Here is a 23,816-nt window from a genome sequence, read left to right on the forward strand (position 1 = left end):
CATTTGTTAGTAGGGTACGCCGATATGACTTCAGTTACGTGTTACTTTCTGTCACTGCCAACATAGTAATACACGGTCCATTCAGAATTAAACAACCCTTTAGTTGGTACAATGTGCGTCGCAATAACAGTATTGATGGTTGGGTGACTGAATTCAGCCTTGAGGCCATCATCATTAACGCGTTGTGTTTCCGAAAGCGTCCACGCTTTTCCTAAGCATTGGGCTGCCGTGTTTTTCGCATTATTAAAATATTCCAGTGCTACCTCTTTACTAGGAGCTGACGTACTACAAGAATAAGTCGAGTGATTAGCTCCCCACGACCAAACTTGGCAATCTTGTCCGACAAGGTGATGTTTTGCCTTCCAGATATTACTGAGACGTGTCTGAATCTTGTCTCCTTTCACCCGCTCAAAGTTATTGCCATGCTCGTTAACAAGGGCATCTATCTTTTCGCAAGCGTTATATACTTTCGGGCGTTCATTTGGCGATGAATATGCTTCGCGTGCTGTTTGTGCACAGGCTGACAAGGCTAGCGCGCTCACGATAATTGTTAAGGTGTTGAGCTTTTTCATTAGCATCCTTATTAAATGAGGTATAAGACTATTCTTAACTGTGCGAGCTGTAGATTCAAGTAGTTTAAAGTAGTTTAAAGTAAAACTTTATTTTAAGTTATTGATAGTACGATAGTCAGCATATAGAAACGTTGCTTGGTAGTTCAAACTATAATGTTATTGTTAGAGTACAGCGCAATGGAGAAGATGGAAGTTAAAATACTGAACATAGACGCCTACATTCAGTATTTTTGAGAGTTATAGCAAAGTTAGAACTTAAACTGCTGCACGATTGAAGACATATTTACTGCAAGTTTTGCGAGTTCGTTTGATGCCTGTGACGTTTGAAGCGAAGCACTTGATGTATTCTCAGTGTACTGGGCTATGTCGATGATGTTCTGATGCACATTGGTAACGCTGTCGCTTTGTAGCTTGGCAACTTCTGCATTTGCTGCATTTTTCTGGCTAACATCGGCAACTAACTGAGACACTGTCTGCAAACTATTAGCTGTATGTTCAACGAGGGTAATGCCTTTTCTTGCTTCAAGCGAAGCATTCTCCATTGCGCTCACGGAGTTGTTTGACGACAGTTTTAACGCTGATATGCGCTTTTGAATCTCTACCGTTGATTCTTGCGTCTTCGCAGCCAACGTTCTGACTTCATCAGCGACAACCGAGAAACCTCGACCAGATTCACCCGCACGAGCAGCTTCTATCGCAGCGTTTAGAGCTAACAAGTTAGTTTGATCTGCAATGCTGTCGATTACGGTGAGGATTTCAGTAATCTGTTCTACTTGTTCGTTTAGTTGATTCAGCTCCACAGCCGCAGAGTCAACAGATGTTACAAGTGAATCAATAGCGTTCTTAGCATCTTGGCTTAAGTTAGCGCCTTTAATGGATTCTGTATTAGCCTGATGAGTTAATTGAGCTGTTAATCCTGAATTATCGGCAATCTCACCCACATTTTCATTGAGTTCAGACATAACATTCGATGTTACGCCAGTCTTGTCTTTTTGTTTAATAACAATGCTATTTGTTTCGTTTGTCACCGCAGAGAGCTCTTCTGACGAAGAAGCCAGTTGTGTTGCATGATGATCGATTTCGGCAATGATGGAACGGATTTGTCCAACGAAATGATTGAATGCCTTGCCAACAGCACCGATTTCGTCTTTTCGTTTAGCTAGCGATAAGTTTACCGTTAAGTCTCCGTCACCTTGTGAAATTTCAGTGATTCGGTGTACTAGCACGTTTATCGGGTTAGTTAGTCTGTTTGCGCTAATTAGACCCGCGCTCACACTTATTACACCAACAATAACCAAGCAACAAAACATATAAAAATATAAATCATTGGTTAACGCCACAGCATCTGCGAAAGCTTCTTCTACGTCGATTTCCGCCATAAGAGCCCAATTAAATTCACCGTACTGTATCGGTGTATAAGCCGATAGCACGTCAACGTTTCGATAATCAGCAAAAGTTTCGAATCCTGATTGGCCAGATAGTGCTTGCTCAACACCTGGAGTATTCACGTATTGCAGGCCTAACGCTGAATTGTTTGCACTTATTTGTTGAACATTAGGTTGAGACTTAGACTCAATAAGCGCAGCGATATAATTTTTCTTGTCTTCAATCAGGAATCGGCTTTCACTTCTTAGTTTTTTATCAGCGCCTACAAGATAGGTTTCTCCTGAAGCACCCAAACCTACTTTTTGCCAATCTTGGTTGTTCACCATTATTGAGTTAATGCCATCTATTGGCATTTGGAATATTAATACAGCTTGTACCGCATTGTTTTGATCAAGAATTGGCGCACCAATAAATGAAGCCGCTTGATTATATGAAGGGTAGTAGCTTTCAAAATCAACAAGCTGTGCGGTATTTTTCGCAGGGTTGTTGATCACCTTATTGAAGGTCTTGGCTAAATTGCTGTTAGCAAATGGCCCTGTTCTAAGAGACGTGGCATAGTCAATTTCCTTAAATACGGAATAAACGACATGACCGGAGGCAGCATCAACAATGAATATATCGTAATAGCCAAAGCGTGTTAAAAAGTCTGCGTACATGCCGTGGTATTGTGAGTGAAATTTATCGTAAGCTTCACCACCCGCAGAAAATAGTTTGTTCTTGTTTCCAAGCGGGTGTTGGTTTTGAGCAATGTAGCGGTTTTGAAAATAAAGTGCCTTATTATCTAATGCACTTAATTTGCTATAAGACGAGTTATTAACCCCCGGGTTTTTGGCTTGAAAAGTGGTATCAAACGAATTCTGGTAATAGTTACCTAACGCTGATTTGGCATTTGTTAGAGAATCATTAGCGATTGGCGCTTGATGAAAAGACTCAGTAAAGGCTTTAGCACTTTGCTGTATTGCCACGTTAGATGTCATTGACAACACCTGTTGCTCAATGGTGTGCAGGTAAGATTCAATTTGTGCTTTTTTGAGCTCACGCAACGAAGTCAATTGGCTTTGTGTTGTGTGTTCAAGCGCAGCAAATGTAGCGCGATTGGCTTGATAAGTAATGATTACGGCGGTGATTAGCGTGGGTACTAGTGCAAGCAGTAAAGCTTGCAACAATAGTTTCTTTTTAATTGTCATCGGCTGTTCCTAGTTTTATATGTCTAGTCGCAATAGCGCCACATGTGTTATGTGGCGCAGCAGACTAAAGTTCAAAATCCATTTGATAGCTAACAAATAAGATATTATCTTCTATCGCGTCAAAACCTGTCGCTTTGCTATACGTAATTGATAAACCACCTTCACTTAATGAAATACTGTAATCTTGATAGTTTTCAGCGTCATCAAATTCAGCATACCCAGCGTGCAACCCTAGGCTTATTTCTTCTGTTAACCCGTATTCGTAGTTAACTTCAAAGTATTGGCTATCGCCGAAATCGCCACCAGATTTGCTATCAGCCAGTACAGAATAGCCAAACTCAATATTGTTGATAGCAGCCTTTGAATAAAACTCACTGAACGCTAAATCATTATTGCCTTGGTAGCCATAGTAGATATAGCCGATATCGAAATCCCAACCGTTTGCTTTAAACTGGTAGCCGGTATAAAAATCAATTTCTGCGTTTGTATCGTCGTTGTAGTCAACCGTACTTGCCCAAATGCCACCGTAAATACCGCTGTTATGAGAAGCATCTACGCCTGCTGAAACCGCAACATGGTCATCGCTTTGTGTTACACCACGCCAAACGTAGTTACTTGTGATTCCGACATTTGCTGAAATATCTACAGCGAAAGCTGAGCTTGGTGTGGCTGCGATAGCAGCGAGAAAAAGTGATACTCTTTTGTCCATTAGAAATACCCAGATTTTATAGTTATTGGACGAACTTCATCAATTCATCCGTTAAATGATAATTATTCGCGGGCTATGATAATGACAATTTTGTTACAGTGTAAGTACTATTTTTATATTTCTTTAATGAATATGTAACACAAAGTGAATAACGATGAAAAAAGCAACAATATATGAGTTGGGCTAGTAAATACAACGTGCTTACAAATTTTCAACAGTTTTATTATGAGCAAACGTATAAACTTCAGTTATGAATGTTCAGCATTGATTAAGCTTTAGGCCGTTATATTTTGAAACACCCTCGTTGCATTGGGGAAATTTTTCATTTAGCAGTCAATAATAGAATTATGTTGTTTATATGTTGTCGATGCTTTGTAGACCTTTGTTTTATTGGATTTTAGATTGAATAAGTCGTTCTTGATTTCTTGTATGTTGATGATAACACTGTCTGGCTGCGCCACGATGGGTTTGAATGACCTGTTCTCAAGTTATCATTCACAAATGCAGGTAAGTAAGCAAGCAGCGCTAAATGGCAACTATGTTACGGCACTAGACAAACTACCGGATTATAACGAGCGTCACAATAGCTATGCATTAGCCAAGCTAGAAGAAGGGAGGCTTCATTATTTGATGGGTGACTGGCAAAAAAGCCAACAGTCGTTTGACATCGTATACAACGAGGTAGAAAAGCAAAGCCGTGCCGCGAAGTATCAAATTAGTAAAGGGGTACAAAATGTTGGCGCCGTATTGAGTAATGACAGTGCGTTAAATTATCAAATTCCTTCATATGAGCAAGGAATGCTACATACTTACCAAGCATTAAACTTTGCTTTTCAAGGTGATCTAACCGCTAGTTTAGTAGAAGTAAGACGGGCCAATTTAGTTCAAGAACAAGCTTTGCGCGATAATCAACAGTCGATAGAGAAAGCAAAAAGCTCGTTACTAAATGAAGGCGTAGATGTAACAAAATTATACTCTGCCTATCCTGATATGTCAGGAGTAATAGGGGGGGTTAAAAACAATTTTCAAAATGCTTTCACTTTTTATTTGTCTGGTGTGCTTTATGAAATAAACGGTGATTTGAACGATGCATACATTGATTACAAAAGAGCGTTAGAGATTTCAACGGATAATAAATATATCCAACAAGACGTGCTGAGGCTTGCACACACTCTAAATATGCAAGACGAACTAGCATTGTTTGAAAAAGAGCTAGACGTTACACTTCCAAGGAAATCAAAAACTGATCCAAATGGTGGTGAAGCGATAATTATCGTTGAACAAGGATTGGTACCAAGTCGCCAAAACATTTCACTAAATTTACCCGTATTTACCCGCCACAATGATATTCGATTTTTCAGTTTCTCTTTACCTGTTTATAAACAAAGCACCGTTAGTAGCAAGTTTGCATTAACACATAAGGGCCTTTCATATGGGGCAGAAGATATTGTGCAAGTACAATCACTTGCTGCTAAATCGCTCGTTGATGAATTACCTTGGTTATTATCACGCCAAGTGGTACGTGTCGTAGCGAAAGAAGAGTTACGCAGGAAAATGGCAAAAGAAGGTGGTGATCTTGGCAATATCATTGCGAGTATTTATAACGTAACGACCGAAAAAGCAGATACTCGAAGCTGGTCAACACTACCTGCAATCGTCAAGGTTATTAGGATGCCGCTACAAGCAGGTAATCAGGTGCTTTCGTTGTCAAATGGGCGTGATGTAACAAACATTTCGCTAGATGTCAGCAAAGGCAGCCGATATTTACTGAACGTGATTGACGTTGGAGGAAAACTTCGTACACGTCAGGTGGCTTATTAACAAGAATATTTTTTAACGCTAGAAAACTCAATATAGGAACGATTATGAAAAAGTTACTTTTAATTTCAACAATTGCTAGCGCCGTGATTATTGCAGGTTGCTCTCAACGTACCGTTGTTCAATACGGTGATGAGAAAGCAGTTGAAACAACAGATATTAATTTTGGTTCAACAGACTTACAAAAAGTTGCAGCTAATATGGCAAATTCGCTCATTGCTTCACCTGTTGTTGGCACAATGACACAAAACAAGCGGCCAATTTTATTTGTCGAGCGAATTAAAAATAAGACCAGTGAACACATTGATACTGAATCAGTGACAGATTCGTTATCAACTAAATTGTTGCAATCAGGAAAATTCAGATTCGTTGACATGACACGTGTTGATGCCGTTAAAAAACAAATCGACTTTCAACAGGAAAGCGGCATGGTTGACGCAACCAAGGCGATTCAATTTGGTAAACAAGTTGGCGCTGAATACATGTTGTATGGCAACTTATCAAGCATTGTAAAGTCAAATCAAGATAAGTCTGATGTTTATTACAAATTTACTTTGCGTCTAATGGATCTTGAGAGCGGCTTGGTAGAGTGGGCTGACGAAACTGAAATCCGTAAAACCAGTGAGAAGAAAACCATCGGTTGGTAAAAACGAGATACCATGGTTTAAAGCATAAAATAGGAGGCAGCGATGAGAGCGTTTCTCTATATGTTGTTTATATTTTTTAGTACCAATGTACTTGCTGATTACGATAGAAATAAAGCCGTTCCAGTGGAAAAAGTACTTTTTGGTACCGTACAATCAGTGCGTAATATAACGGAACAAGAATTAATTGAAGATAAAAATAGTGGTTGGAAAACCTTTGGCGGAGCGCTGATTGGTGCGGCTATTGGTAATCAATTCGGCAGTGGCAGCGGCCGCGATGTTGCGACAATCTTGGGAGCGATTGTTGGTGGCTCTATGGCAAGTAATAGTAAACCACGGGTCCGTCAAAAAAGTATTCAGCTGGTTGAACTGATGCTTAAGATTGAAAATGGCGATGAATATATGGTTGTACAAGATCGCGATCCCAAAATGTCATTCAAGGCAAAAGACGAAATTCGTTTGATCTATCTAAAAGATGGCTCTGTACGCGTAGATAAACAGTATTAATACCAACAATTTCACCATAAGCAACTCAATTTGCTTATGGTGAAAGACACTTGCGAAAATAATATCTTGATCCGATTTGCGCAAAGTCTCTTGTCTATAGCTAGATAATATAGACTTCTATCGTCTCATCTTGGCATTGCTCGACATAAATATTTGCCATTAAGCACGAGCCAAAATGCTTAATAATTTGTTTGTTCGCGAAAAACCTCGCTTTAGCAAGCTTTGGGTCGCTGCAAGTACGCAAATAAAGCCATGTATTTACAAGGGTCGGGGATAAAGGTTTCACTATATCAATCCTTGATGTCTAGTATTATCTTAATTCAACTGGTTTTAATTCAGTTTAGCGTAAATTTCTAAAAATGCTGTACCAACACCATTTATGGGTTAGACGTGTATAATTATATGATTGATAATACGTTTTGTTTGTCGATTCACGCCATAAGGATCACTTTTGCCAGCTATTAAGAAAATCACCAAGTTTCGTTATCGACATGGTAAGTTTGAAAAAGCAAATGATAGCGTTATCGTTGAGCAGCCATTACAGGTGGTGATATCTCCAGAGATAGCGCTGGCGAAGCCGATTGTATACACCATCACCTATCGCACGCCTGGAGAAGATGGCGCTCTTATTACAGGGCTACTCTTAAGCGAAGGGGTGATTAAATCACCAACAGATATAATCAAATTGGCGGTGGACGACGATGAAGCAAGCCAAAATCGTTGGAATGTGCAGTTAACTGATGACAAATTTAATGCATTAGAACTTAGCCAAAAATATCAACCAACGTATAGCAGTTGCGGCTTGTGCGGCAGTACATCAATTAAGCAGTTCGAAACAAAACATGATATTTGTCTATCTACAAAAGAAGCATGGCTAAATGCTGATGACTTGAATCATTATGCCGAGCAAATGAAGCAGCACCAATCTTTATTTGCTCAGACAGGAGGAAATCATGCCGCTAGTTTATTCGATATAAATGGCAAGCTGATCACTTTGCATGAAGACATAGGACGCCATAATGCACTTGATAAATTACTAGGGCATTTGGCGATCAATTGTCGAAAAGTAGACTTGCATGAAGCGGTGATTGTGTTGAGTAGTCGAATCAGTTTAGAAATGGTGCAAAAAACATTGGTCGCTGGCATTCCGGTTCTTGTGGCTGTAGGTGGTGCGTCAAGTTTAGCAATCGATGCTGCGAACCGATTCGGACTTACATTAATAGGCTTTGTTAGCGTAAAGGGATTCAACGTTTATTCAGGGCATCAACGGCTCACCGTCTAGGTTCAATATTTAAGACTTGGTCCTGCTTGCCATGTATTGTTCGTAATCAGGTATTTGTTTTTCGTAAGTCTGTGAAAATAATGGTGAAGAAATCATAAAATCAGCTGTTGCGATGTTACAGGCGACAGGAATGTTCCAAACTGCCGCTAATCGTAAAAGTGCCTTAACGTCTGGATCATGAGGTTGTGCTTGTAAAGGATCCCAGAAAAATACCATCAAATCTATTTTTTGTTCAGAAATTAACGCACCAATTTGTTGGTCGCCACCAAGTGGACCACTAATCAACTTATTGATCGATATCGATGACGCTTTTTCAAGTAGCGAACCTGTAGTACCTGTCGCGAATAAGTTATGGATCTTAAGTTTATCTTGATGGGTCACACACCAATTGATGAGTGCTTGTTTCATATTATCATGTGCCACTAGGGCGATTGCTTTATTCTGCGGTGCCACTATCGATTTGTATTGCATATTCGTCTGATTCTCAACTCGAATGGAATTAGTTTCTACGTGTTCATCGTAATGGTAAATAGCGATGAAAACTAGCAGTATATCGCTGAAATGGCGTATGAAATAAGCCATATAGACTTTCACTATTGAGTTAAAACAAATGATAATAAACTACAGAGATTCTGCTCGTTTCAAACGAATGTAACGCATTTGGTCGGTGTAAAATAGGTGAGAGAAACCAAAGTAGAGAATAGTTTAGTGCTAAAGCTATTTGATATTTGGTTACATTTAGCACTAAAACTATAGGGTGCGTCGCGGTAAAGCTATTTACTGTTACTGTGTAGTGCGATCTTGTTGCCTTCAGAATCAAAGAGTACAGCACGAACACCATGTTCGCCCATTTCGAGGCGCTCTTCTATGATTTCTACATTAAAAGACTTCGCTGCATTTACAGCGTCATCAATTCGACCATTAGCATTAAAATACACTAAAGGTCCATTCGCTGAAGGCTTACGATCTTCCATTACGGCTAAACAGCCAGCAACATTTGTTTGTGCGTGTGGAAGCAAGCCAAAAGCGCAATCGCCAAATTGCTCCTTAGTTACTGCTTCACCCAGTATTGCACTATAGAACTTAATTGCTCTGTCTAAGTCCACAACAGGTACGTCAACCCAAACCACCTGATTGTCCATATTCCCTCCAATTTATTGTTATATTTTGTCAAAACTTGAGTACGCTGTAGATTAATAACGCAAATAGTTATTTCTCTGACTATTTGCATGTAAGATCCGTTGAATTATCGCGTCATATAAGTGAATATAACCCATTGCCGCATAAACACAACAAGATAAAAACATTTCATGACCTTCAAAATTCTTCATACTTCTGACTGGCACTTAGGACAAAATTTCTATGGAAAAAATCGTATAAAGGAACATACGGAATTCTTAGATTGGCTAGTTGAACAGGTAGAAGTCAATCAGGTAAACGCAATCATTGTTGCTGGTGATGTCTTCGATACGGGCACGCCGCCAAGTTATGCACGTGAAATGTATTACAACTTTATTGTTCGCATTCATCAATTAGCGTGTCAACTCATTGTATTAGCAGGCAACCACGACTCAGTATCAATGCTCGCAGAATCTAAGGGCATGGCGTCGCATTTATCTTGCCACGTCATCGCTCAACCGCAAGCGAACATTCAAGATCAGATCGTCACGATAACAGACTCAAACGATCAACCGCTTGGTGTAATTTGTGCAGTACCGTTTTTACGACCTAAAGACATCCAACAAAGTAGCTTTGGGCAGTCGGCTAGTGAAAAACAGCATGACTTACGTCAACAGATAGCAGCGCATTATCTGGAAATATATAATGCGGCAACCCAAATAGCGGGTGATCATGCAATACCGATTATTGCAACGGGTCATTTAACAGCTGTTGGGGCCAAAATGTCAGAGTCGGTACGGGATATCTATATAGGTACACTAGACGCCGTGCCTGCTAGCGACTTTCCCCCAGCTGACTATATCGCGTTAGGGCATATACATCGCCCTCAAAAGGTTGCCAAGAGTGAGCATATTCGCTATTGCGGCTCACCCATTCCATTAAGTTTTGATGAAGCTAGTACGATAAAACAAGTTAATTTAGTGTGTTTCGACAAAGGTCAATTGTTAAACGTGACACCGCTAAAGATACCTAGTTTTCAATTTTTGGCTACGCTCAAAACGAGTATGTCAACGCTGGTTAATGATGTAGAACTAGCAATTGAAGCGTTTGGTGATAATTTTACCGAACAGTCTATTTTATGGTTAGACATAGAAGTATCTACTGCTGATTATCTAAGTGACTTGGGCGCCAAAATAGAAGAATTAACGGCGTCACTACCGGTAGAAGTATTACGAATTCGTCGAACAAAATCAGCGAAAGAACAATCATCAATTTATGAAGAAAAAATAACGTTAGATGAGTTGTCGGTTGCAGAGGTATTTGATGCGAAACTTAGCACAATTGACGTCAGTGATGATGCGCAGGCTGACCGACTTAAAACACTTTACATGCAAACCGTTGAGCAAATTAAAACACCTCCAGAAGACGAATCCAACTCACTGCAATTGCCCGTAGAAACTGCGGAGGTGATTCAATGAAAATATTAACGCTTCGATTTGAGAATGTTAACTCGTTAAAAGGGCATTGGCATATAGACTTTACTCAGCCACCGTTTGATCAACATGGCGTTTTTGCCATTACGGGGCCTACGGGGGCAGGAAAAACAACCATTTTAGATGCGATTTGTTTGGCACTTTATCATCAAACGCCAAGGCTAACCATTTCAGACAAAAATAACCAATTAATGACGCGTTATACTGCGCATTGTGTTGCAGAAGTAGAGTTTGAAGTTAGGGGCGTGGCCTATCGTGCATTTTGGAGCCAACGACGAGCGAAAAATGCGGTTGATGGAAACCTTCAAAAGCCTACTGCTGAACTCGCACTAAAGACGGGTGAGATTATAGCTACCAAAGTTTCGCAAGTTCGTAGCAAAATAGCAGAAATTACGGGTTTAGATTTTGCACGATTTACCCGTTCAATGATGTTGTCACAAGGGCAATTTGCAGCGTTTCTAAATGCACATGCAAACGAGCGGGCCGAGTTGTTAGAAGAGCTAACGGGGAGTGAAATTTACGGCGAGATTTCTCAGCAAGTATTCGAGAATCATCGAGAGGCAACTGCTGCATTAAAAAATCTTGAAGCAAAACGTAGTGGCATAACCTTAATGAGTGCTGACGAACTCTCTGAACTTGTCGCTACGCAAGAAAAATTGAAAAGTGAAATAAACCTTTCAATACAAAAGGTTGGTGAGTTACGTGTAACTGAAAGGTGGCTAACAGAAAGACAAGCGATTACTGATTCCTTAGAAAAACTCATCGCTGACGAAGTAATTATAAAAGATGAAATTCAGCAAGCTCAGCCTCAACTCGACACGCTAGCACTTAGTGATCCCGCTGAGAAACTTCGCAATAAGTTTGACGCTAAAACGAAGCTGGGCGACCAAATCATTTCAGCCAAATCTCAAGTAACGCAGCTAGGTGAGCACTTAGGTAATATCAAACAACAACTGTCATCAACAGATGAATCGTTGGTTAACGCTAAACTGAAATGGGATGAAGAATCAACAAAACAACAAACGACAGAAGCGTTAATCGTCGACAAAATAGCACCGCTCGATTCTGCAATTGAATACGACAATCAGCAAGCGCTTAAACTGAAAAATCAATTAAATGAGCTAAATCAGCTACAAGAAAAAACTGAAATTGAGGTTAAATCAAAAGCTGAGAGTACACGGCTATTGCAATTGGAACTCGATAAGCATCAACAATTTCTTGAAGAGAATAGCCATCTCAATGTTGTACAACAAAAGCTCCCGCTTTGGCAAAACCAGATAATTTCAGTGATCAAATCACATCAAGAAGTGGTTACTCTTGAAAGTGTGATTGTAAATTCACAAAAAACTATTCAGCAGAATGAGCAAAACATCTCACAATCAACTAAAAAGCTCACACAGCTTGATCTTGAAATTGAACAAGCTAACACATTAAAACAAAGTTTGACCCAACAATGTCAGTCATTATTAGCTTCGGTAAATTGTGCAGACTATGAAGCATTGTTAGCGAAGCAAACTAACATGCAGTACACCAACTCAGTGTTGGTAAATGTTAAGCATTGTTATGAACACTATCAGCAACTCGCTGTTGAATTAACGCAAACCACAACTCGTATCAGCGAACTTGAACAACAGAAAGTAATAGCAGACGAAGAACTCAAGCGGTTACGAGGCGAGTTTAAAGGGCTACAGCAAAGTAGAAACGATGTTTCCACCATTCTTGAGCAGCAACGTACCATTGCATCCTTATCCGATCATAGAGCAAAATTACAACCCGGCGATGAATGCCCGCTTTGTGGTTCAACAGAGCATCCCGCAATTGCACAATATGGTGCGTTGAATGCCAACGAGCACGAGCTGCGTTTAGCTGCACTAGACGTTGAGTTACAGAAAATTGAGCAGCAGGGAAAAGATGCCAGAGATCACGCAACGCAGATTTCAGCACAGCTTCAACTTGCCCAACAAACTTTGGCAGAGAAACAACAAGCTAACGTTAAAATTGTTGAGCAGTGGAGTGAGTTAATGATGCAGCTAAATTGGCCGTGCAGCTTGTCAGATCATGAAGCGATATCTAGCCAAATAGCACAGAGTGAACAGCTGAATAGCGTGATCAACCAGACACATGAACAATGGTCAACGCTGTCTCAAGCAATGAATAAAGCCCAGGAAAGCTTATCTCATTTGATTCAATCAAGAACTGAGTTGGCGGGGCAATTGGGCTTAACTCAGCAAGAGTTCGATAATACAAAGCGTGGGCTTATTGAAAATCAAGAACGCATCGCGCAGCTAACAGCGCAAGTTGAACAAGAAAAACAAGCACTGTCGGCTGACTTTAGTTCGCATCGACTTGAGCACTCTTTGGATGTATTTCAAAACGAACAACAGTTAGCAGCATTTGTTGCTAATCTTGAGCAGCAACAAGCGGAATATGTAAAACACATAGATGCGCTAGAGTCGCTGAAAACCAAAAGTCTCGAGCTAGAACGACAATCGATCTCTTTAAATGAAAAACGTACAAATCAAGTAGCACTGATAGACAGCCAAACTTCAGCAATAAACGCGCTTTTAGCGCAAGCATCGCAAAAACAAGCGGAACGCACAGCATTGTTTGGGACACAAGTCGTAATAGAGGTACGTGAGCAACTTAAACAGGCAACGGAACAAGCTAAGCACCAGTGGCAAGTGTTTCAAGACAAACAAGTGGAGCTCTTACAACAAATTAAAGCACTTGAAGGGCAACTACAGCAACAGCAGCAATATTTGCAGACGATGTCTGCTGAGTATCAAACACTGACCGAGCAATGGCAACAAGCTATTATAGATAGTGACTTTGAATGTGAAGCTGCATTTGTTAATGCCTTAATAAGTAACGAAGAAAGAAGTCACTTAGTTGCGTTAAAACAAGCGCTTGATGAGAAAACGACGCAGAACCAGTCTCTGATTAAAGAATATAAAGCTAAACTGCAAACGTCTGAGGAGAACAAGCCCAAATCAATTGCTGAACCGAATGAATTACCTACGTTAGCGGAAATTGCTCTGAATATCACAACTGAAGAAACAGCGTTGAATGAAATGCAAGAGAAAATAGGGCAGCTAAATCAAAAAATTAGTAATCAATCAGAATTACAGTCACAAGCACAGGATATTGCAAAACAAATTGATTCTCAGCGTGAGCAGTTAGTGGATCTAACATTACTCAATGGCTTAATTGGTTCAGCAGATGGTGCGAAATTTAGGCGCTTTGCCCAAGGATTAACGCTTGAACACTTAATAGTTTTAGCCAATAGACAATTGCAAAATATTCAATCGCGATATCAGCTACAACGCCAAAACAGCGAACAGCTTTTAATTGAAGTTGTAGACACTTGGCAGGCGGACGCGGTGAGAGACACCAAAACGCTGTCAGGCGGTGAAAGCTTTTTAGTGAGTTTGGCACTTGCATTAGCGTTATCTGACCTCGTTAGTAATAAAACAAGTATTGATTCGTTGTTCTTAGATGAAGGCTTTGGCACTTTAGACAATGAAACGTTGGAAGTTGCTTTAGATGCCCTCGATAACCTGAATGCACAAGGCAAGATGATCGGCGTAATTAGCCACATAGATGTATTAAAAGAGCGTATCACGACACAAATCGCCGTTAAAAAGCACAATGGCCTAGGCTATAGCCAATTAGACAATCAGTTTAAGGCTGCCTAACTTAACACACTCTTATTGTTGAACCGTACGCCAATGCGAATTTGTCATAAGTATGGAATGAACCAATTGTAAAAGGATAGTATGGAAGAAGTTGTAATCGATATAGTAAAAGCAACAGAAGTAAACGCGAGTGACATGTCGATTGTTATTCAGGCAGCGTTAACAGCGTTTATCCTACCTGAGTGTAGTGAACAGGGTGCCCAGCGGTTGCTTAACGCTACATCTGAAACCTCTATTTTGTCTGAAATGCGAGAAGGTACAGTGTACTTTCTAGCGAAGTCAGCTCAACGAATTATCGGTGTCATTGGTTTACGGAGAAATTGTCACCTTTATCATTTATTTGTATTACCAGGAGAGCAAAAAAGTGGTATTGGCAAGAGACTTTGGTACTGTGCTCGTGACTTTGCTATAAACGAGCTTGGCGCAAATACTATCACAGTGAATGCGTCATTCAATGCAGTTAAATTTTATCGGCAACTTGGTTTTGAGCCTGTATCTGAGTATCGAATCAGAGGCGGTATTAAAGACTTGCCCATGAAGTTAAATTTGTCCTAATTAGAAAGCCACTGCGGAACAGTACAGTCTAACTATGCTATTAAAAGGGATACATCATGCCGCAATTATTTGTAGTGATTACGAAAAGTCTAAGGACTTTTATTCGAATGTACTTCAACTGCCGATAATTGCAGAGAATTATCGGGTGGAACGAGACTCATACAAGCTTGATTTACTATTACCAGATGGAAGTCAATTGGAGCTTTTTTCATTTCCCTATAGACCTAAAAGACCTAGTTTTCCAGAAGCTAGAGGGTTGCGGCATCTAGCATTTTCCGTTACTGACATTCAAAAAGTCGTTTCTTATTTAAACGACAATAATATTGATGTAGAGCCAATCCGAGTAGACGAATATACAGGCAAAAAGTTTACCTTTTTTAGCGATCCAGACGACTTGCCATTAGAGTTGTATGAAGTTACTTAATAAACCAAAAATGAAGAGCTGATCAATGACTAAAGGCTTAAATCACATAACGTTAAGCGTTACTAATCTATACGTATCCTTGGATTTTTATGTTAATGTATTGAAGTTTAAACCTATCTGTAAATGGCGAAAAGGCGCATATTTACAAACTAATGGTATTTGGCTGTGTTTGGCTGTTGGCGAAGCAAAACCGAGTCAAGATTACTCTCATATTGCGTTCACCTTAACTCAACATGAATTAGATGAAGTTAGCGCGTTGATTCAGACGATAAACTTGCCCTTGTGGCAGGAAAACACGAGTGAAGGTGACTCACTGTATTTGCTGGATCCAGATCAACACAAATTAGAATTGCATGTTGGTGATCTTTCAACGAGACTACGATCTTTAGTAGAAACCCCTTATGAAGGGCTTGAATGGTTTGAATGATATCTAAAACTAGTTGCAGGCTACTTAAATTGGTTGCTGTCGTTACCAAAAATTAAGTACCGCCTGAAATAAGGCGTTTCGGATCAAGTAACGTTTTTAGCTCGTCGATATCAATATCAGTATGCTCGGCGGCTACGTCAAGAATATCTCGCTTTTCTTTATAGGCAATTTTAGCTATCTCTGCTGCTTTTATATACCCGATCACCGGATTTAGAGCGGTTACTAAAATCGGGTTTTTCGCTAATGAACGTGTTAGGTTTTCGTTGTTTACGGAAAAACTCTTGATTGCCTTGTCTGCGAGAAGCGTACTAGCGTTTGATAACAGTGTTAGGCTGCTTATCAAGTTATTGGCAATCATAGGAAGCATAACATTCAGTTCAAAGTTGCCAGATTGTCCTGCAACGGTGATGGCTGTGTCATTACCTATTACTTGTGCACAAACCATCGCAGTAGCTTCAGGAATTACCGGGTTCACTTTACCGGGCATGATAGAAGAACCGGGCTGTAATGCTTCTAGCGAGATTTCGCTTAATCCTGCCAACGGCCCTGAATTCATCCAACGTAAATCATTACTAATTTTCATTAAAGTCACTGACAGTGATTTTAGTTGACCCGATAAAGAAACCGCAGTGTCTTGTGAACCAATTCGTGCAAACAAATTATCAGCCGCTGAAAATTCTATATTGGTATGTTGGCTTAATTCCTGCGCAAAAATCTCGGCGAACTGTGGATGTGCATTTACACCTGTACCTACAGCTGTGCCGCCTTGAGCTAATGCGTGCAACGAAGGTTGTATACGTTTGAGTAGTGCGATTTGTTCTTCAATCTGTGCCGCCCAGCCATTTAAGGTTTGTTCAAGACTGACTGGCATCGCGTCCATTAAATGCGTTCGACCAGTTTTGATGCACTCAGTTAAGCTTTTCGCTTTATATTTGGTTTCTTTTACTAAATGAGTTAGTGCTGGCAGTAAGCTATTTTCCAACAATAGGGCAGCAGTTAAATGAATGGCCGTAGGGATAACATCGTTGCTACTTTGCCCATAGTTTACATGGTCATTGGGCGAAATTTCTTGCTTGGCATGCTGGGAAGCGATAGTCGCTATGACTTCATTCGCATTCATATTAGAACTTGTCCCTGATCCTGTTTGAAATATATCGACAGGAAAATGACTCATTAGATTGTTATTTGCGAGTAATTCTGTGCATGCACTGACAATTGCCTCAGTTACGGGCTGTGCTAATAGTTCCAGCTTTTTGTTTGTATTGGCAGCAACGAGTTTAATGGTTAGTAATGCCTCAATAAACGGTTTGGGCATTGATTGGTTACTGATAGGAAAGTTATTCACCGCACGTTGAGTCTGTGCACCGTATAGTGCTTTGTGTGGAACTTCAAGTTCTCCCATGCTGTCTTTTTCAATTCGCGTGTGTTTCATTAAACTTCCTATGAATAACTGTATTCCATATATATTGGTCTAAATTAGGCTAACTTGCACAACAATTCGTAATATAAAAAGACAGCTCCTGTGTTGAAAAATATGAAGATTGAGCGTAGTTTAAAGTTATAAATAGCCAAATAATATCTGTTATAAGGAAGTGCAGTGCGAGAAAAAACTCCAGGTGCTAAGTTGTCATTGTCCATTGGTGTTATCGTTGCCTCATTAATTCTCTCGGTAAGTTTGTATGCCTCTATAGAAAGATTTAAGCAATTTGACCGGGTTGTTCGTGTAAAGGGACTAGCTGAGCAGGAACACCTAGCAGATATAGTTATTTGGCCGATTCAGTTTGTTTCTGCAAGCAATGATCTTGAAGACTTGTATATTCAAATGGAAAAGAATGCCGATAAAATTCGTGCCTATTTGTTGTTAAATGGCCTGACTGAAAAAGAACTAACCCAAGCAGCACCCGCGATCAATGATCGCTCAGCGCAACAATACGGTTCAAACAATCGTAATGAATATCGCTATACAGCACAACAAACGGTGACAGTCTATTCTGAGCGTATTGAAGAGGTACGCTCTTTAATGTCGTCACTTTCGGTGTTGGGAAAACAAGGCATTGTTTTTGTGGGTAATAATTATCAAACACAAACAGAGTTTTTGTTCGAACGTCTCAATGACATTAAACCCGCTATGATAGAAGAAGCAACAAAAAATGCCCGAGAGGTAGCGCAAAAGTTTGCTCAAGATTCAGATAGTCAGTTAGGAAAAATTAAAAGCGCTTCGCAAGGCCAATTTAGTATCCGTTCGCGAGATACTAATAATCCACACATAAAGAAAATTAGAGTCGTCACGACTGTAGAGTATTATTTATCAGACTAATCTTTTGATAAGGGAGTAGCAAAATGAAGTTAATTGGCAAGTTAGATTCTCCGTATGTAAGAAGGGTTGCTATTTCTTTGCAATATTTGGGGTTAACCTTTGAACATCACTCCTTATCGGTATTTCAGAATTACGAAGAATTTAAGCAACACAATCCTGTTGTTAAAGCGCCAACCGTTATCTGTGAAGACGGTACTGTTTTGATGGATTCTTCTGTTATTTTAGATTATGCCGAGAATCTGGTTGCACCAAAACAACGATTAGTTCCATGCAATGCAGAACAGCGTAGAAAAACACTGCATATCGTTGGGTTAGCGCTTGTCGCTAATGAAAAGAGCGTTCAAGTGTATTATGAACAACACCTACGAAGCGAAGATAAACAAGACAAACGATGGCTCTCGCGAGTTACCGAACAAGCCAAAGAAACATTTGTACTACTTGAAAACGCTATCAAGCCGCTATGGCATTCAGTTACTGAAGATAACATTGATCAAGCGGTCATTAGCACAGCTGTTGCTTGGTATTTTGCGCGTGAAGTTATTCCTGAAGTTGTTGACGAGGAGTGTTTTCCTTCGTTGGCTCAACTTTCTCAAAAAGTTGAAAGCTATAGTGCGTTCCAAGCAGCTTCATTTCATAATAGTTGCATGGTGTAACTAGGTTTTATAAAAGTATGTTTTATGTTGCTTCCTTTTTGTTATCACCGATTATCGCTTGGCAATCTATTTACTTGAGACGAACGACAATTAAGTTGCCAGAAGCGAGTGGAGTGAGGGAAGGAACAATAGGAGAAGGTGATTCATTAAATATACTCTATCTAGGCGATTCGGCGGCTGCCGGTGTTGGAGTTGATCATCTTGATAACGCTTTGGTTGGCAAACTAAATCGTAAATTAGCAAAAAAATATACGGTTAACTGGCAGCTGATTGCGCAAAACGGCGACAGGACTCACGATGCTATTAGTCGACTAGAAAACCTCTATACCAATGAGGTTGATATAGCGATTATTTCACTTGGCGTAAATGAAGTCACGTGTGGATGTCCAATAAATGTATGGCGACAAACAATGCACTCATTGATTGAGTTATTGCGCCATAAGTATCATTGTTCACATATCTTAATTACATGTGTACCACCTATGGCGTCTTTCCCTGCGTTACGTTGGCCGTTGAATTGGCTTTTGGGTTGGCGTGCAAACCAGCTTAATCATGCATTGGCTAAATACAGTCGTGATCGCTCTTATATACACTTGTTAACACCTGATCTTGACGACCATATTAACGGTTTTGCTATTGATGGTTTTCATCCGAATGAACTGGGTTATGAAAAATGGGCGGAAGCTGCGCAAGATGCCGTTGAACGTATTTATACAAACCCTCTTTAGTTAATCGTTAAGCGCTACATAAATATCAATTATATTGTCACAAGCATCAACATCAGGATAGAGCGTTAATCTTTCTAAAATTAATGGAAAATCTTTTGGCATTTCATCTGAATTGATCAGCCAATCGCGATAAAGCGTATTAATAGAGTTAGGTAGTTGTGCTTCGCTACCTTTATGTCTTAATTTGGCGTAGCGACCTGCAGGTAATGATGTAAGTGTTATATCTTCGCTAATATTTGAAAACCCAGAAGGAACTTGGGTACATATTCCTACGCTGAATTCTTCGGGAGGCACTTGAGTTGGATCGTTTTCAAACAGGTTAAAGGTTCGGTATTTGTTTGGGGTTAATCCATTTGCTTTTCGCCATTGTATAAACGTGTTCAGCGTGTCGTGTAATGTGGCGGGGTGGCCAACATGTGACAACACTGCTAATTCGATATCATCGAGATAAACAATTTCTACTTGGGCGATGTCCGAGTGATTTTTCATAGAGTATTCCTTTTGATCGTGTTGACTAGACAGCCACGGTTTACGTATTGGATTATTACGATATTCTCGAGGTGTCTGCTGATAAACACGTTTGAATGCACGACTAAATGACTCAGAATTGGCAAAGCCTGTTGCTAAACCAATGTCGGTTATTGAGAGGTCTGAACGAAACACTAATTGGTATGCCGCTTTATTTAGCTTTTGCTCAATAATATGCTGACCAATGGTTTGTCCATTTACTGAATTGAAAATTCGGTGTAAATGATACTTTGAACAATAGACTGATTTGGCTATTTGTTCTAACGAGAGTTCATCAAACAAGTTGTGCTCGATATAATCGATTGTTCGCTGATAGATATCGATATAGTGCTGTTTCATTTTTATCCTAAATTCAAACGTTCATGCGCAATTATCATTAACGAGATTAAGAATTACCTGACCCAAATTGCTAAAAAGCCACTTCAGTGAATCACTGCCGTGGCTTTTGTATTTGTATCTAAAATAAATCTATTTAAGAAGTTTAAAGATTTTCTTGGCTATGTCTGTATTATCTTGTCCGCCGATGAACGCTTCTTTGCCTGCACCCAATGCTATCACCGGAACATCGATACCCGTATGGCCGCTCGACGTCCATCCAGTGTTAGTTAACTCATCGACAACTTTAGTTAAAGCTTTGAAAATAGCTTCAGTCACGTTTGGCTTACGCTTTTTAGCTTGTTGTTCTGATGACAACTGTTCGTATTCCGCGATTGCTTTTAATGCGTTTGTCTTGGCTTCATTAACTTTATCAACAGTGTCCTGCGTTATTTTAGTATTCAACCAAGTGCTTAAATGCTCAACGGTAACTTCTTTTTCGGTTAGTTCCTTCGCTACTGCTTGAGTTGATTGCTTAAGCGTTCGCAGCACTGTCGGATCCCATTTGTATTTGCCGTTCGCAGCAATGGTAAACCCGCCAGTACTATGATCTGCGGTTAGTACCACTAGCGTATTAGGGTGTTTCTGTACATAGTCTTCTAAGTACTCTAGCGTTTTCGCCAAGTCATCCATCTCCGCCATTGCAGAGCCAACGTCATTCGCGTGTCCCGCCCAGTCGACCTGACTAGCTTCGATCAACAAAAAATACCCACTATCATTTATGAGATATTCTGTTGCTGCTTTTGTCATTGTAGATAAACGATGTTTGTCAGTGTCATCTAATGACCAAGGCAGACCAACTGGTGCGAACAGGCCTAATACAGGTTGGTTGGTGTTGATATCATTGAGTTGTTGATAAGCATCAATATATTGGAAACCTTTAGCTTTATACTCTTCAACCAAGTTTCGATCGTCGCGAATGAAATATGAGGTACCGCCACCTAACAACAAGTCGGTATTTATGCCGTTATCAACATAACTGTCAGCTATTTGATTGTAGTTTCTACGACTTTCATTATGTGTGATATAGGAAGCGGGTGTAGCGTGGTTAACTTGCGAAGTAACAACTACGCCAGTCTTCATTCCTTTCGCTTTTGCCGCATGTAACACTGATTTAACCGGTTGTTTATTTACGTCTACACCGATTGCACCATTATAACTCTTGATACCGCTTGCAAGTGCAGTTGCACCAGCTGCTGAATCCGTTACGTAGCCTGAAATAGGTGCAGGGTAAGTGCTGGCGCTTCCGACTAAATGTCTTTCAAACACGGTTTGTTCGATAACTTCCGTAGAAGGATCATCGTTATAATAACGGTAGGCGGAAGTGTACGCAGGCCCCATACCGTCAGCCACGATCATAATGATGTTTTTTACTGGCTGTGCTTCAATTCGCGTCGTATGCGCTGTGTTCGTATTTGCACAAGCAGAAAGCATTGCAAGGCTTAAAATAGACGGCAATAATTTTTTCATCGAAAATCCTAATAATTTATTTGCTAATCTGTAAATCAACCCACACTAATCTATGATCAGATGACGCTTGTCGATCTTTAATAAGACGGAATTCGTTACTGTCCTCGTTTGGCCAAAAAACACCAGTGCCAGTAACTGTCCAGCCATGTTTAGAAGGCAATACATAGTCGGCACGCATACCCCAATATGCGGTATGGTACTTAGCATTCGGGTTATCAGCTTTACTTTTTTTGCCGCCTTCACTTGTAGGCATAGGATCAATAACAAGTGGGTGATTAGTTAAACTGGCAATACCGGAATTAATGGCATCACCTTCATTAGCTGATGCATTCTGGTCGCCAAGAATAACGAACGTGCTATTAGTTGGTAGACCACCACGCTTGTTGTTGTCATCATAGATATAGCCGCTGCTTTGGTCTGAAATGTAGTCGTGCCAAAAGCGAATTTCGTCATGGTTTCGTTTTCCATTTCTATCTTCGGGCCCGTCAAACACTGGTGGGGTTGGGTGGCTAGCTAAAACATGAATTGTTCTTCCATTTACTACAATAGGAAGGTCCCAATGTGATTTAGAAGATAGGCGCAATTGTTTCCACACGGTGTCACTGTACCATGGCTTGTTTGTATCTGGGTCAACTGGAACAAGGGCATTTGGCATGTCTTTCCAAAGAAACTTTTGGAACGTACGAACGGCATCTTTATTGATAGGGTGTTTAGAAAGCAAAGCCATACCGAAGTGTCCAGGAAAGTAACCAAAACCATGCGTATCAGCAGGGTGAGTAATACTGTTATCACCTGTAGCGTCCGCGGTTAATAGCACTCCTGTATTCACAGGTGCCTGAAAACTGTATGGGTAGGAAATAGCTTTTTGATTAGCCTGAGGCACAGCTAAAAAGTTTTTGACAAAGTTTTGCAGCGCGTTTTTATCGACATTATCAAATTCGTTCAACAGCAATATGTCAGGATTTACCCGCTGTATTATTTCAGCAATGTTTTTAATTTGCTGGTGTTGGTTTGCTAACGCGTGAGAAAGTTCGTTTCCTGTTACTTTTGGTTGCTCACCTTTCTTACGTTCAACGTAATTCAGCGCTTCCATGCTCACGTTAAACGTAGCAACTCTTATTGTGTTTACTTCACTGGCATTTACTTGTGTCATAAATAATGCTGTAGCTACAGCCAACTTAATTTTATTCATTTTACTTTAACTTACACCTAGACCGCGCAGAATGAAATCAGTTAGAAACTTCGTAACGTGTTGTACGTCTTCTTCTTCGTAATCTGCTCGGTTCATTATCGTTAGAATTTGAGTCTCAAAGTCAGCGTAATGTTGGGTTGTTGACCATATTAAAAAGATTAAGCTAATAGGATCTACGTCGTTCATCTTGCCTTCGTCAGCCCAACGCTGAAAAATTTTGGCTTTTTCACGTACCCACTTTCTTAGGTATGTGCGCGCAAACTCCTTTAAATGCTGAGCACCTTGAATAATCTCCATTGCGTATATTTTTGAGGCAGAAGGGTGTTCAAAAGACATGCGAACTTTAGCGGCAATAAATTTTTCAATCGCTATTTTAGGGCCGTCTTCATAATGGATATCACCAATTCCTTGATCCCACATATTGAGCGTTTGTTCGAGCACAGCATGATAGATGTTTTCTTTATTTTTGAAATAATAAAGGACGTTGGCTTTAGGCAATCCTGCTCTATCTGCGATAGATTGCACAGTAGCGCCTTTATATCCTTGTAAAATAAATTCTTCCTGTGCAGCAGCAAGTATTTTTTCCTGACTTTTTATTCTGATTTGTCCTTGTTTACCGGACGATTTATTTTGCGTCATATTCACTAATGAAATGGTCATTTTTATTTGCCGATACTTTTAACAATCTATACGCCATAAGTCATTAACTTATTTTACTAAGTTGTCGACCATTAG

22 protein-coding genes are annotated in these 23,816 nt (G+C 40.1%); 12 read left to right on the forward strand and 10 right to left on the reverse strand.

The features are described 5' to 3' along the window. Positions 1 to 41 precede the first annotated feature (41 nt). The 3 genes from ACSLUK_RS04170 to ACSLUK_RS04180 form a co-directional block, all read right to left on the reverse strand. Positions 42 to 572 carry a hypothetical protein gene (locus ACSLUK_RS04170; protein WP_448547257.1) on the reverse strand — a complete coding sequence of 177 codons (531 nt, stop codon included), beginning with the start codon at positions 570 to 572 and terminating at the stop codon, positions 42 to 44. Positions 573 to 820: 248 nt separating this feature from the next. Continuing rightward, positions 821 to 3,145, reverse strand: a complete 2,325-nt coding sequence (locus ACSLUK_RS04175) for a methyl-accepting chemotaxis protein (RefSeq protein WP_448547258.1) — start codon at positions 3,143 to 3,145, stop codon at positions 821 to 823. Between the two features lie 64 nt (positions 3,146 to 3,209). Then, the gene (locus ACSLUK_RS04180; protein WP_448547259.1) at positions 3,210 to 3,854 is read right to left on the reverse strand and encodes a TorF family putative porin; all 645 of its coding nucleotides are present in this window, start codon (positions 3,852 to 3,854) and stop codon (positions 3,210 to 3,212) included. Between the two features lie 402 nt (positions 3,855 to 4,256). On the opposite strand from ACSLUK_RS04180, the gene ACSLUK_RS04185 reads away from it, so the two are divergent. From ACSLUK_RS04185 to fdhD, 4 genes are all read left to right on the forward strand, one after another. Next, positions 4,257 to 5,675 carry a COG3014 family protein gene (locus tag ACSLUK_RS04185; protein WP_448547260.1) on the forward strand — a complete coding sequence of 473 codons (1,419 nt, stop codon included), beginning with the start codon at positions 4,257 to 4,259 and terminating at the stop codon, positions 5,673 to 5,675. A 44-nt stretch (positions 5,676 to 5,719) separates the two neighbouring features. Continuing rightward, positions 5,720 to 6,319: a penicillin-binding protein activator LpoB gene (gene lpoB / locus ACSLUK_RS04190; protein ID WP_448547261.1), complete on the forward strand. Its 600-nt coding sequence runs from the start codon at positions 5,720 to 5,722 to the stop codon at positions 6,317 to 6,319. A gap of 42 nt (positions 6,320 to 6,361) precedes the next feature. Beyond that, the gene (locus ACSLUK_RS04195) at positions 6,362 to 6,823 is read left to right on the forward strand and encodes an outer membrane lipoprotein (RefSeq protein ID WP_448547262.1); all 462 of its coding nucleotides are present in this window, start codon (positions 6,362 to 6,364) and stop codon (positions 6,821 to 6,823) included. A gap of 451 nt (positions 6,824 to 7,274) precedes the next feature. After that, a complete protein-coding gene (gene fdhD / locus ACSLUK_RS04200) occupies positions 7,275 to 8,105 on the forward strand; it encodes a formate dehydrogenase accessory sulfurtransferase FdhD (RefSeq protein WP_448547263.1) in 831 nt (276 codons plus the stop codon). 9 nt (positions 8,106 to 8,114) lie between these two features. Here fdhD and ACSLUK_RS04205 read toward each other — a convergent pair whose 3' ends face one another. Continuing rightward, the gene (locus tag ACSLUK_RS04205) at positions 8,115 to 8,576 is read right to left on the reverse strand and encodes a methylglyoxal synthase (protein WP_448547310.1); all 462 of its coding nucleotides are present in this window, start codon (positions 8,574 to 8,576) and stop codon (positions 8,115 to 8,117) included. 302 nt (positions 8,577 to 8,878) lie between these two features. Further along, positions 8,879 to 9,247, reverse strand: coding sequence for a VOC family protein (locus ACSLUK_RS04210; RefSeq protein WP_448547264.1), 369 nt, complete (start codon positions 9,245 to 9,247; stop codon positions 8,879 to 8,881). 168 nt (positions 9,248 to 9,415) lie between these two features. Here ACSLUK_RS04210 and sbcD point away from each other — a divergent pair, with 168 nt between their 5' ends. From sbcD to ACSLUK_RS04235, 5 genes are all read left to right on the forward strand, one after another. Beyond that, positions 9,416 to 10,702 carry an exonuclease subunit SbcD gene (gene sbcD / locus ACSLUK_RS04215; protein ID WP_448547265.1) on the forward strand — a complete coding sequence of 429 codons (1,287 nt, stop codon included), beginning with the start codon at positions 9,416 to 9,418 and terminating at the stop codon, positions 10,700 to 10,702. Beyond that, on the forward strand, positions 10,699 to 14,412 hold the full coding sequence (locus ACSLUK_RS04220) for an AAA family ATPase (RefSeq protein WP_448547266.1): 3,714 nt from the start codon (positions 10,699 to 10,701) through the stop codon (positions 14,410 to 14,412). The genes sbcD and ACSLUK_RS04220 overlap by 4 nt, the downstream gene beginning before the upstream one ends. 81 nt (positions 14,413 to 14,493) lie before the next feature. Continuing rightward, positions 14,494 to 14,967, forward strand: coding sequence for a GNAT family N-acetyltransferase (locus ACSLUK_RS04225; RefSeq protein ID WP_448547267.1), 474 nt, complete (start codon positions 14,494 to 14,496; stop codon positions 14,965 to 14,967). Between the two features lie 34 nt (positions 14,968 to 15,001). Next, positions 15,002 to 15,391, forward strand: a complete 390-nt coding sequence (gloA2, locus tag ACSLUK_RS04230; RefSeq protein WP_448547268.1) for an SMU1112c/YaeR family gloxylase I-like metalloprotein — start codon at positions 15,002 to 15,004, stop codon at positions 15,389 to 15,391. A 25-nt stretch (positions 15,392 to 15,416) separates the two neighbouring features. After that, complete coding sequence (locus ACSLUK_RS04235; protein WP_448547269.1) at positions 15,417 to 15,818, forward strand: VOC family protein; 402 nt, start codon at positions 15,417 to 15,419, stop codon at positions 15,816 to 15,818. Positions 15,819 to 15,870: 52 nt separating this feature from the next. On the opposite strand, the gene ACSLUK_RS04240 is transcribed toward ACSLUK_RS04235, so the two are convergent. Continuing rightward, on the reverse strand, positions 15,871 to 17,250 hold the full coding sequence (locus ACSLUK_RS04240; protein WP_448547270.1) for a class II fumarate hydratase: 1,380 nt from the start codon (positions 17,248 to 17,250) through the stop codon (positions 15,871 to 15,873). 165 nt (positions 17,251 to 17,415) lie between these two features. Between ACSLUK_RS04240 and ACSLUK_RS04245 the strand changes: the two genes are divergently transcribed. Genes ACSLUK_RS04245 through ACSLUK_RS04255 form a run of 3 tightly spaced genes read left to right on the forward strand, consistent with a single transcriptional unit; the run spans position 17,416 to position 19,516 of the window. Next, entirely contained in the window at positions 17,416 to 18,135 is a 720-nt protein-coding gene (locus ACSLUK_RS04245; protein WP_448547271.1) for an SIMPL domain-containing protein, read from the forward strand. A gap of 23 nt (positions 18,136 to 18,158) precedes the next feature. Beyond that, a complete protein-coding gene (locus ACSLUK_RS04250) occupies positions 18,159 to 18,788 on the forward strand; it encodes a glutathione S-transferase (protein WP_448547273.1) in 630 nt (209 codons plus the stop codon). A 17-nt stretch (positions 18,789 to 18,805) separates the two neighbouring features. Next, positions 18,806 to 19,516: an SGNH/GDSL hydrolase family protein gene (locus ACSLUK_RS04255; RefSeq protein ID WP_448547274.1), complete on the forward strand. Its 711-nt coding sequence runs from the start codon at positions 18,806 to 18,808 to the stop codon at positions 19,514 to 19,516. Here the strand turns inward: ACSLUK_RS04255 and ACSLUK_RS04260 are convergent, their stop codons facing one another. The 4 genes from ACSLUK_RS04260 to ACSLUK_RS04275 all read right to left on the reverse strand — a co-directional run bounded on the left by ACSLUK_RS04260 (position 19,517) and on the right by ACSLUK_RS04275 (position 23,741). Further along, the gene (locus ACSLUK_RS04260; RefSeq protein ID WP_448547275.1) at positions 19,517 to 20,383 is read right to left on the reverse strand and encodes an AraC family transcriptional regulator; all 867 of its coding nucleotides are present in this window, start codon (positions 20,381 to 20,383) and stop codon (positions 19,517 to 19,519) included. It lies immediately after the preceding gene. Between the two features lie 129 nt (positions 20,384 to 20,512). Further along, positions 20,513 to 21,889 carry an alkaline phosphatase gene (locus ACSLUK_RS04265; RefSeq protein ID WP_448547276.1) on the reverse strand — a complete coding sequence of 459 codons (1,377 nt, stop codon included), beginning with the start codon at positions 21,887 to 21,889 and terminating at the stop codon, positions 20,513 to 20,515. A 16-nt stretch (positions 21,890 to 21,905) separates the two neighbouring features. Further along, on the reverse strand, positions 21,906 to 23,081 hold the full coding sequence (locus tag ACSLUK_RS04270; RefSeq protein ID WP_448547277.1) for an endonuclease/exonuclease/phosphatase family protein: 1,176 nt from the start codon (positions 23,079 to 23,081) through the stop codon (positions 21,906 to 21,908). A gap of 6 nt (positions 23,082 to 23,087) precedes the next feature. After that, on the reverse strand, positions 23,088 to 23,741 hold the full coding sequence (locus ACSLUK_RS04275; protein WP_448547278.1) for a TetR/AcrR family transcriptional regulator: 654 nt from the start codon (positions 23,739 to 23,741) through the stop codon (positions 23,088 to 23,090). Between the last annotated feature and the right edge of the window lie 75 nt (positions 23,742 to 23,816).

Source organism: Thalassotalea fusca (genome assembly GCF_053485835.1).

Excerpts from the sequence above, each read along its gene's own strand:
- ACSLUK_RS04170 (WP_448547257.1), bottom strand. The coding sequence starts at position 572 with ATGAAAAAGCTCAACACCTTAACAATTATCGTGAGCGCGCTAGCCTTG.
- ACSLUK_RS04175 (WP_448547258.1), bottom strand. The coding sequence starts at position 3,145 with ATGACAATTAAAAAGAAACTATTGTTGCAAGCTTTACTGCTTGCACTA.
- ACSLUK_RS04180 (WP_448547259.1), bottom strand. The coding sequence starts at position 3,854 with ATGGACAAAAGAGTATCACTTTTTCTCGCTGCTATCGCAGCCACACCA.
- lpoB (WP_448547261.1), top strand. The coding sequence starts at position 5,720 with ATGAAAAAGTTACTTTTAATTTCAACAATTGCTAGCGCCGTGATTATT.
- ACSLUK_RS04195 (WP_448547262.1), top strand. The coding sequence starts at position 6,362 with ATGAGAGCGTTTCTCTATATGTTGTTTATATTTTTTAGTACCAATGTA.
- ACSLUK_RS04205 (WP_448547310.1), bottom strand. The coding sequence starts at position 8,576 with ATGCAATACAAATCGATAGTGGCACCGCAGAATAAAGCAATCGCCCTA.
- ACSLUK_RS04210 (WP_448547264.1), bottom strand. The coding sequence starts at position 9,247 with ATGGACAATCAGGTGGTTTGGGTTGACGTACCTGTTGTGGACTTAGAC.
- sbcD (WP_448547265.1), top strand. The coding sequence starts at position 9,416 with ATGACCTTCAAAATTCTTCATACTTCTGACTGGCACTTAGGACAAAAT.
- ACSLUK_RS04220 (WP_448547266.1), top strand. The coding sequence starts at position 10,699 with ATGAAAATATTAACGCTTCGATTTGAGAATGTTAACTCGTTAAAAGGG.
- ACSLUK_RS04225 (WP_448547267.1), top strand. The coding sequence starts at position 14,494 with ATGGAAGAAGTTGTAATCGATATAGTAAAAGCAACAGAAGTAAACGCG.
- gloA2 (WP_448547268.1), top strand. The coding sequence starts at position 15,002 with ATGCTATTAAAAGGGATACATCATGCCGCAATTATTTGTAGTGATTAC.
- ACSLUK_RS04235 (WP_448547269.1), top strand. The coding sequence starts at position 15,417 with ATGACTAAAGGCTTAAATCACATAACGTTAAGCGTTACTAATCTATAC.
- ACSLUK_RS04240 (WP_448547270.1), bottom strand. The coding sequence starts at position 17,250 with ATGAAACACACGCGAATTGAAAAAGACAGCATGGGAGAACTTGAAGTT.
- ACSLUK_RS04250 (WP_448547273.1), top strand. The coding sequence starts at position 18,159 with ATGAAGTTAATTGGCAAGTTAGATTCTCCGTATGTAAGAAGGGTTGCT.
- ACSLUK_RS04255 (WP_448547274.1), top strand. The coding sequence starts at position 18,806 with ATGTTTTATGTTGCTTCCTTTTTGTTATCACCGATTATCGCTTGGCAA.
- ACSLUK_RS04260 (WP_448547275.1), bottom strand. The coding sequence starts at position 20,383 with ATGAAACAGCACTATATCGATATCTATCAGCGAACAATCGATTATATC.
- ACSLUK_RS04265 (WP_448547276.1), bottom strand. The coding sequence starts at position 21,889 with ATGAAAAAATTATTGCCGTCTATTTTAAGCCTTGCAATGCTTTCTGCT.
- ACSLUK_RS04270 (WP_448547277.1), bottom strand. The coding sequence starts at position 23,081 with ATGAATAAAATTAAGTTGGCTGTAGCTACAGCATTATTTATGACACAA.
- ACSLUK_RS04275 (WP_448547278.1), bottom strand. The coding sequence starts at position 23,741 with ATGACCATTTCATTAGTGAATATGACGCAAAATAAATCGTCCGGTAAA.